Below are 8,155 nucleotides of genomic sequence, written 5' to 3' on the forward strand. Positions count from 1 at the left end.
AAAAGAGCGGAGACGGAGCGAAGCGCAGTGCACCAGACGCCGCGTCCTATCCGGCCCTGATCCGCCGGACAGGCCCTGGTCCCCGAGCGGTGTGCCGTCGTACCGACCCCGGTGCGACGGCACACCCGTCTCAGACGCTGACGACGGTCAGCCCTGCTGCTCCTGCGGTTTGATCTCGGCCTCGTGCAGGCTCGTGTCCTTGTGCTCGGTGCGCGCCTCGGTGCGGTGGCCACGGGCGATGTAGTCGCGTACGACCACTTCGACGGCGTCCTGCGGCGAGCCGACACCCGACAGGACCATCACTTCCACCACGAGTTCGGCATCGAGACTGACGCTGACCTTGGCCACGGACGCCCCCCTTCCTCGGATCCCGACTCTAGCCTCCCCGGTCGTATCGCCGCGCGGCACTGGCCTCTTGTCGCCGAAGCGGGCCGTACGCGACACTGGTTACACGTGTCATCACATCCGCGTGCGGGCACGCGAACCCCAGGAACTAGAGGTCGATATGAAGTTGCACGTCCATGAACGCGGCACCGGCGACAGGGTCGCGCTGCTCATCCACGGAGGAATGTCGGACCACCGGACCTGGCACGCCGTCGAGGAGCACTTGATCGGCAAGGGATACCGGGTGATCGCCCCGGATCTGCGGGGGCACGGCCTGAGCCCGCGCGGTGAGTACCGTCCCGAGCTGCTGGCGGACGACCTGACGGAGAGTCTGCCGGCCGGCGCCGATCTGGCCATCGGCCATTCCCTGGGAGGTCTGTCCCTCGCCCATGCCGTGTCGCGGCTGCGGCCGGGGCGCGCCGTCTACTCGGATCCGGGCTTCTGCCTGGCGAACGTACCCGCCCAAGCCACCGCGTTCATGCGGGACATGGTCACGCACGCGACCCCGGAGAGCGTACGGTCGATGAATCCGCGCTGGTCGGACGCCGACATCGAGGCCGAGTTGGCGGGCTTCGGCCTGTTCGACCCGGAGTTCCTGGACGGCGTCCAGGGCTTCGACCAGGATTACCTGCCGGACACGGCCGTGGTGCCGTCGCTGGTGCAGCTCGCGGAGCCGAGCCTCTGTGTCGACGCGCAGGCTGCCGCCCGGCTCAAGGAACGCGGGTTCGAGGTCAGGGTCGTCCCGGGCAGCGGTCACTGCATCCACCGTGACGACCTGCCCGCGTTCCTGACCTCCCTGGACGGCTGGATCTGACGCGTCACCGGACACACCTCCCGCGCCCATGACAGGGCCCCGGCGCTTCTCCCACGGGGAGCAGCGCCGGGGACCTGGGGCCGCTGCTGTCAGGTCAGCGGCCGGTCTTCACGAACCGCGCGAGCCGCAGCGCATCGCGGCCCTGGTGGCTGCGGTCCGCGCTGATGGGCGTCACGGTCACATGTCCCCGCTGGAGCAGCGCGTAGTCGGCGTCGCGCTTGGTCTCGGGGCGACAGCCGGCCATCGCCGGAGTACAGATCGTCCCCCCGATGGTGAAGGTGTCGCCGCTGCCGGTGTAGGCGGGGCGTACGACCTTCTGCGTGCCGACGGACGACCAGGCGGTGCGCTGCGGACGCTGGCCTGCCGCCAGGTAGGGGTAGTTGATGCTGACGACGAAGCCGGAGTCCAGCAGACGACGCTCCCGCAGGCTCCCGACGAAGTCCGCCCCGAACTCCGCGGTCTGCCGGTAGGTGTGATCGGCGACCTCCAGCGACGTGGTGACGTTGGGGTCGTAGGAGCTGTTGAGGGCCACCGCGGGCACGCCCTCGTCGATCGCGGCGAGAGCCGCTCCGAGGGTTCCGGACTCGTTCACCACCGAGGCGACGTTGGGCCCGTAGTTGCTGCCCGAGACCACGAGATCGGGTGAGGTGTTCCAGCCGGCCTTCGCCGCCAGGGCGCCGCCGAGGGCGAGACGTACGGTGTCGGCCGGCGTGGCGCTCTGCGATCCGGGCCCGCACGGTGAAGCCCCCTTGCAGACACCGTGGACGGCCCCGCCGGACGGGGCGCCCGAGCAGTCGCCGGCGTACGCGGCCGGCAGCTCGGTACGCCGCTGGACCGTCAGGGCGCCACTGCCGGTGGCGCTGGTACCGGCACCGCTCTGATTGGCCCACGGAGCCATCACGACGACATCCGCCCCCGCGGCGCACAGCGCGCGCCGGACCTCGTACAGGCCCTTGCCGTCGGAGGCGTTGGGGCGCGCCATCTGCATCGAGTCGTCATTGGTCATCAGGATGCGCATCCCGGCAAGCGGCAGCGGGGTCGGCTCCGGGCTGGCCGGCTGAGGCCGGGCGCCGGCGGTGAGCGTGAGCGTGAGCAGCAGCGTTCCGGCGGCGGAGATCACCGGAAGCGCTCTGCGGCGGGGGAGGAGGAGGTTCATCAGTGTCCTTGATCGGGTTCGGGTTCGGGTTCGGGCGCGGGTGTGGGTGTGGACCGGCGGGACGTGGATGCCCGGCGTCATCGGACGCCGCGGACCCGCAGTACGGCGACCGCGCCCACCAGGGAGACCACGGCGGCGATCGGGAACAGGGCCTCGTACCCGCCCGCGGCGACGATCCATCCGGCGATGGTCGGGGCGAGGATCTGCGGGCCGGCGTTGGCGATGTTGATGACGCCCATGTCCTTGCCCGCGTCGGCGGTACGCGGCAGCACCTTGGTGATCAGGGCCATGTCGACGGCCAGGTAGACGCCGAAGGCCGTGCCGCCGACGACGTTGTAGGCCAGCATGCCGCCCTCGGTGGGCGAGATCATCGGGATGGTCAGGGCGAGGGCCGCGACGACCCCGGAGGCCAGGACGAAGGGCTTGACCTTGCCGACGCGGTCGACGAGGGGGCCGATCAGCACCGAGGCGGCAACCGTGCACAGGGCGTTGACGATCATCAGGAACCCGACCGTCGGCAGCAGGTCCTGCGGCGGTATCGCGATGTGGTCCGCCAGCAGGAACATGTTGTACGTCAGAACGATGAAGTAGCCCAGCATCACCCCGAGACGGGAGATGAACGCCCAGCCGAAGTCCGGGTGGTCCTTGGGGCTGACCCAGAAGTTGCCCAGGAATGCCTTGAGTTCGAAGCGCTCGCGCGGAAGCTCCTTGGTGGAGCGGTCGGGAGAGACGAGCACGAAGACGAGTGCCGCGACCACGACACATCCGGCGATGAGGTAGTAGCCCTGCTCGCCGGCGAACCGTCCGCCGAAGCCGCCGATGACGCCGTCGAGACCGAACTTCTCTCCCGGCACGCCGCCGATGACGAGGGCGGCCGTGATCGTACCGAGCGGCACACCGAGCCCGACGAGCGCGGAGAACGTGCCGTACTTGGCGGCGGGCACGCGGTCGGGCATCGCTGCGGTCAGCGCGGCTTGATAGCCGTTCATGATGAACTGGACGACGCCCCAGCTCAGTCCGAGTGTCGCGATCGTCGCCGCCTGCGCCTGGACCGCGAGGGCGAGGGCGCCGAGTGCGGCGCAGAGCAGTATCCAGGGCGCTCGGCGCCCGAAGCGTGAGCGGGTACGGTCCGACAGCTGGCCGAACACCGGGTTGCCGACCGTGGCGAGGACCGCGCCGATCGTGCTGGCCGTCGAGAGGGCGGCCGTGTCGTTCGTACCGGTGATCTGTGCGACCTGGATCGGCAGCAGGAAGGTGCCGACACCCAGCCACAGCAGGTAGAGCGCGACATTGGCCAGCGGCAGGGTGAGGTGGAGGGGACCGAGGCGGTATGCGCCTGTCGGTCCGGTCGCGGTGGGAGGCGCCGCGGGTGCGGCCACTGCCTGTGATTCTTCTTCAGGAAGTGCATTGCTCATGAGGGGGCCCTTCGGGGTCATCGAGCAGCGAGAAACAGAGCCTGAAACCGTGGGGAGCATAGGTGACACGTGTCATCAGGCGGAAGATATGCGGCGACCCGCGTTCAATTCGTGATGCTTCAACGGTTCGTCAGTGCCGCGCCCTCGTGATGCATTGAAGTAACGAAGCGATAACTTTGCCTACCGATCTACAGGCTGCTGGCGTCAGGATGGCCCATGGACGACCTCACAGGGAGCTGACGATGACAGAACGAACGACCGGCCCGACGGCCGACGCGACCCCCGACGCCACCCCCGACTTCACGCCCGACTCCGCGGCCCACCGCGCGGCCCCGTACGAAACCGCCGTCGAGACCGCCCTCCGCAAGCTGGATCTCGATGCCAAGTCCCGGCTGCTCGCCGGACAGGACATGTGGTCCCTGCCGGCCTTTCCCGAGATCGGCCTGAGGTCCCTGGTCATGTCGGACGGCCCGATCGGCGTCCGCGGCGTCCGCTGGACCGCTGACGACCCGTCCGTCGCGCTGCCCTCCCCGACCGCGCTCGCCGCCACCTGGGACCCCGCCCTCGCCCGCCGGGCCGGCCGGCTCCTCGCCCAGGAGGCCCGCCGCAAGGGCGTCCACGTCCTTCTCGCCCCCACGATCAACCTGCACCGCTCGCCGCTCGGCGGCCGCCACTTCGAGTGCTACTCCGAAGACCCGTATCTGACCGGCGAGATCGGCACCGGATACGTACAGGGCGTCCAGGACGGCGGCGTCGGCACGACCGTCAAGCACTTCGTGGCCAACGACGCCGAGACCGACCGCTTCACCGTCGACAACGTCATCGCGCCGCGCCCGCTGCGCGAGCTTTATCTCGCCCCCTTCGAGGCCATCGTCAAGAACGCCCACCCCTGGGGCATCATGACCGCCTACAACCAGGTCAACGGCACCACCATGACGTCACACCGCCACCTCCAGAACGAGGTGCTGCGCGGCGAATGGGGCTTCGACGGCGCCATCGTCTCCGACTGGGTTGCTGCCCGCTCGACGGTCGGCGACATCCTCGGCGGCCTCGACGTCGCGATGCCCGGACCCCGGACGGTGTACGGGGAGGCCCTCGCCGCGGCCGTCCGGAACGGTGAGGTGGAGGAGTCCGTCGTCGACGGCGCCGTACGCAACGTCCTGCGCCTGGCCGCCCGCGTCGGCGCCCTCGAAGGCGTCGAACCCGCCGTCACCACCCTCCCCGGGCCGGTCGACGGCCAGGCCCTGGCCCGTGAGATCGCCCACCGCGCCTTCGTCCTCGTACGCAACGAGGACGCGACGCTTCCCCTCGACCCCGCGAAGGCGGGCACGGTCGCCCTCATCGGCGCCGCGGCGCGCGACGCCCGCGTCCTCGGCGGCGGCTCCGCCACCGTCTTCCCCGAGCGAGTCGTCTCCCCGCTCGACGGTCTCACCGCCGCGCTCCCGCCCGGCGCGCTCCGTTACGCCGTCGGAGCCGACCCCAGCGACGAACTCACCCCCGCCGACCAGGGCTTCGAGCTGCGCGCCGTGTGCCGCGACGCGGCCGGAGACATCCTCGGCGAGGGCTCGCTGCCCAACGGGCAGGTGCAGTGGGTGGGCGACGACCTGCCCGCCGGCGTCAGCTACGACACGCTGCACTCCATCGAGGTCACCGGCGTCTTCACACCACGTGAGACCGGCGAGCACTCCTTCGGCACCCGCGGACTCGGCGCCTTCGCCCTGCGCGTCGGCGGTGACCTGCTGTGGGAGGGCGGGCAGGAACTGGGCGACGGGGCCGATCCGTTCGAAGCCTTCTTCGGCGCCCCCGCCGAGCGCGGCCGCGCCACACTCACCGCGGGGGAGCCCGTCGAGGTCTCCCTCCTTCACGTGGTGGGCGACGTCGCCGACGCGCCGCTGCCGGCCGTGATGTTCTCCTTCCTCCACCTCGGACCGCGGCGCGACCCCGACGAGCTGATCGTCGAAGCCGTGGAGGCCGCACGGGCCGCCGACACCGCCGTCGTGGTCGTCGCTACCACCGAGCGTGTCGAGTCCGAGGGCTTCGACCGTACGGACCTGGGGCTCCCCGGCCGCCAGGACGACCTGGTACGCGCCGTCGCCGCCGCCAACCCCCGCACGGTCGTCGTGGTCAACGCGGGCTCCCCGGTCGAGATGCCCTGGCGCGACGACGTCGCCGCGGTCCTGCTCACCTGGTTCCCGGGCCAGGAGGGCGGCGCCGCCCTCGCCGACGTACTCCTCGGCACCGAGGAACCCGGCGGCCGGCTGCCCACCACCTGGCCGGCCGCCCTCGCCGACACGCCGGTCACCGAGGTCACTCCGACTGACGGTCAACTGCCGTACGCCGAAGGCCTGTTCATCGGATACCGCGCCTGGGACCGGGCGGGCGCCACCCCGGCGTACCCCTTCGGCCACGGGCTCGGATACACCACCTGGGAGTACGAGTCGGCACGGTTCGAGGCCGGCCACGATGACGCGCTCGGCGTCCTCACCGTTCGCCTCCGCAACACCGGTGCCCGCGCCGGACGGGAAGTCGTGCAGGCCTACCTGGCTCCGCAGGACGACCGGGTGGAACGTCCGTCCCGCCGGCTCGCCGGTTTCGCGACCGCCGAGGCCGGCCCCGGCCAGGGCACCGAGGTCCGCATCGAGCTGCCGCGCCGGGCCGCGGAGGTATGGGACGACCAGGGCGGCGACTGGCTGCTGGTGTCCGGCCGCTACGCCATCGAAGCCGGCCGCTCGGTGGCCGACCGCAGGGTGAGCACGCACCTGGACATCGCGCACTGACACCCGGCCGGAGCGCCCCGCCGTGTCCTTCCGGCCCGGCGGGGCGCCCGGCGCGGGTCAGCCGAGATTCTTCTCCAGAGCGGCGATGTACCTGCGGATCGAGTGGTCCCGGACACCGTCGCTCGCCGGGGCGAACGGGTCGGCGGTCAGCCCCCTGGCGCGGTCGGTCAGCCCGCCCAGCATGCTCACGGACTCGCGGATCCTGCCGTCGGAGTCGATGTACCGCAGACTCTCGACGTGGGTGTACACGGGCTCCGGCGGCAGCTGCGGAACGATGTCGTTGTTGTTCACGAAGCGGTACATGCGCTGTTTGAAGCCCTTGTTGTACGCGGTGGCGAGCATGCGGTCGCAGGTGCGCGGCTGGCCGAAGGTGTAGACGCCGTCCGCCTGCAGCCGAGGCTCCTCCAGATACATCCGCGCGCCGGCGAGCATCGCCAGGGCGCCACCGAGGCTGTGTCCAGTGAACCACACCGTCTGCCCGTTGGTACGGAACTCGGCGAGGGCGTCCTTCACATCCGGGAAGACGGATTCCAGCGCTTCTCCGAAGCCGTGGTGGATGAAGCCCGTCTTCCCTGGCCCGGGCCGGGGCGGGGTGGTGGCGTCCGAGAGCCAGTCCCGGATCTGGGCCGGCTCGGTACCGCGGAAGGCGCTGATGATCATGTGGTCGCTGGCGATGGTGTACGCCTGGGTGTCCTGCAGCGGGAACGGCGGGGTGAACTGGGAGCGGTGATGGCGCACCCGGCCGAACCCCCAGCGCCGCGCCTGGTCCTCAATGGTGGCCTCGTTCTTGTAGGCCAGATCCGACGCCTGGGCCAGCCAGTAGGCGTGGGCGAGGCTGTATGCGCTGGTGTGGTGATCGATCGCGGTCGGTACGGACATGGGCTGGTTCCTTCCGGGGCAAGCCTGTATCGCGTCATCAGCGGCTCAGCAGCTCGGCGAGGCCGCTGACGAAGCACCTGTGAGGCCTGTCGTATCCGCCGGAGCGGCCGGCACGGAGGAGCCCTGCCCTGCCTTCACCCGAAAAGCCGCACGAGCGGCGCGGCGCCCGCCCCAGAAGGGCCGCGTTTCCGCAGCTCAAGGCATGCGTCTTGAGCGGGTCACAGCTCGGCGCGTGCGCGCGGGGAGCACTTGACGGCCGCGCTTCGATGCCCCTACGTTGCTCCAGAAGGACCGGACAATCGAATAAACCGCTGACAATTCTGTGCGGGAGAGCTCACGTTCCGGCAAGGGACGTGGCGCCGAAGGAGCAAATCCTCCCCGGAAACTCTCAGGCATCCCTACCGCACAGCGGAGGCGGACTCTGGAAAGCAGGCGCTCACGCGCCTCGCCCACGGTGCAAGCCGCGTTCCGCGGTGAAGCTCTCAGGCCAATGACAGAGGGGGAGGCTCACTCGGCCGTACGGGCTCATGCCCCGTGCTCGACACTCGAGGAAGCCTCCATGGGCGACGCTCTCCACCCTCCCGTCACACCCCGCACATCCGACGACCGTCGCCCCCCGTCGGGCACGGTGACCCCGCCCGACGGACGTAAGTTGCTGCGTCTGGAGGTCCGGAACAGCCAGACCCCCATCGAGCGCAAGCCCGAGTGGATCAAGACCCGGGCCAAGATG

At 70.5% G+C, this 8,155-nt stretch carries 6 protein-coding genes and 2 riboswitches; of the genes, 2 read left to right on the plus strand and 4 right to left on the minus strand.

Annotation, left to right across the window (positions count from 1 at the left end; all coding sequences use genetic code 11):
- Positions 1-147 precede the first annotated feature (147 nt).
- Positions 148-348 (minus strand): DUF2191 domain-containing protein, encoded by a 201-nt coding sequence (locus ACWV17_RS33595; RefSeq protein ID WP_455355681.1) that lies wholly within the window; start codon positions 346-348, stop codon positions 148-150.
- Between the two features lie 157 nt (positions 349-505).
- On the opposite strand from ACWV17_RS33595, the gene ACWV17_RS33600 reads away from it, so the two are divergent.
- Positions 506-1,198, plus strand: a complete 693-nt coding sequence (locus ACWV17_RS33600; protein ID WP_455362635.1) for an alpha/beta fold hydrolase — start codon at positions 506-508, stop codon at positions 1,196-1,198.
- 94 nt (positions 1,199-1,292) lie between these two features.
- Here ACWV17_RS33600 and ACWV17_RS33605 read toward each other — a convergent pair whose 3' ends face one another.
- Positions 1,293-2,354, minus strand: a complete 1,062-nt coding sequence (locus ACWV17_RS33605; RefSeq protein WP_455362636.1) for a 5'/3'-nucleotidase SurE — start codon at positions 2,352-2,354, stop codon at positions 1,293-1,295.
- A gap of 77 nt (positions 2,355-2,431) precedes the next feature.
- Positions 2,432-3,769 carry an MFS transporter gene (locus ACWV17_RS33610; RefSeq protein ID WP_455362637.1) on the minus strand — a complete coding sequence of 446 codons (1,338 nt, stop codon included), beginning with the start codon at positions 3,767-3,769 and terminating at the stop codon, positions 2,432-2,434.
- 242 nt (positions 3,770-4,011) lie between these two features.
- Here ACWV17_RS33610 and ACWV17_RS33615 point away from each other — a divergent pair, with 242 nt between their 5' ends.
- Positions 4,012-6,546 carry a beta-glucosidase gene (locus ACWV17_RS33615; RefSeq protein WP_455362638.1) on the plus strand — a complete coding sequence of 845 codons (2,535 nt, stop codon included), beginning with the start codon at positions 4,012-4,014 and terminating at the stop codon, positions 6,544-6,546.
- 57 nt (positions 6,547-6,603) lie between these two features.
- On the opposite strand, the gene ACWV17_RS33620 is transcribed toward ACWV17_RS33615, so the two are convergent.
- A complete protein-coding gene (locus ACWV17_RS33620; RefSeq protein WP_455362639.1) occupies positions 6,604-7,425 on the minus strand; it encodes a lipase family protein in 822 nt (273 codons plus the stop codon).
- Positions 7,426-7,740: 315 nt separating this feature from the next.
- Positions 7,741-7,839: riboswitch (glycine riboswitch) on the plus strand.
- A gap of 5 nt (positions 7,840-7,844) precedes the next feature.
- A riboswitch (glycine riboswitch) is annotated at positions 7,845-7,924 on the plus strand.
- Positions 7,925-8,155: the final 231 nt, after the last annotated feature.

Source organism: Streptomyces mabaensis, assembly GCF_053763515.1.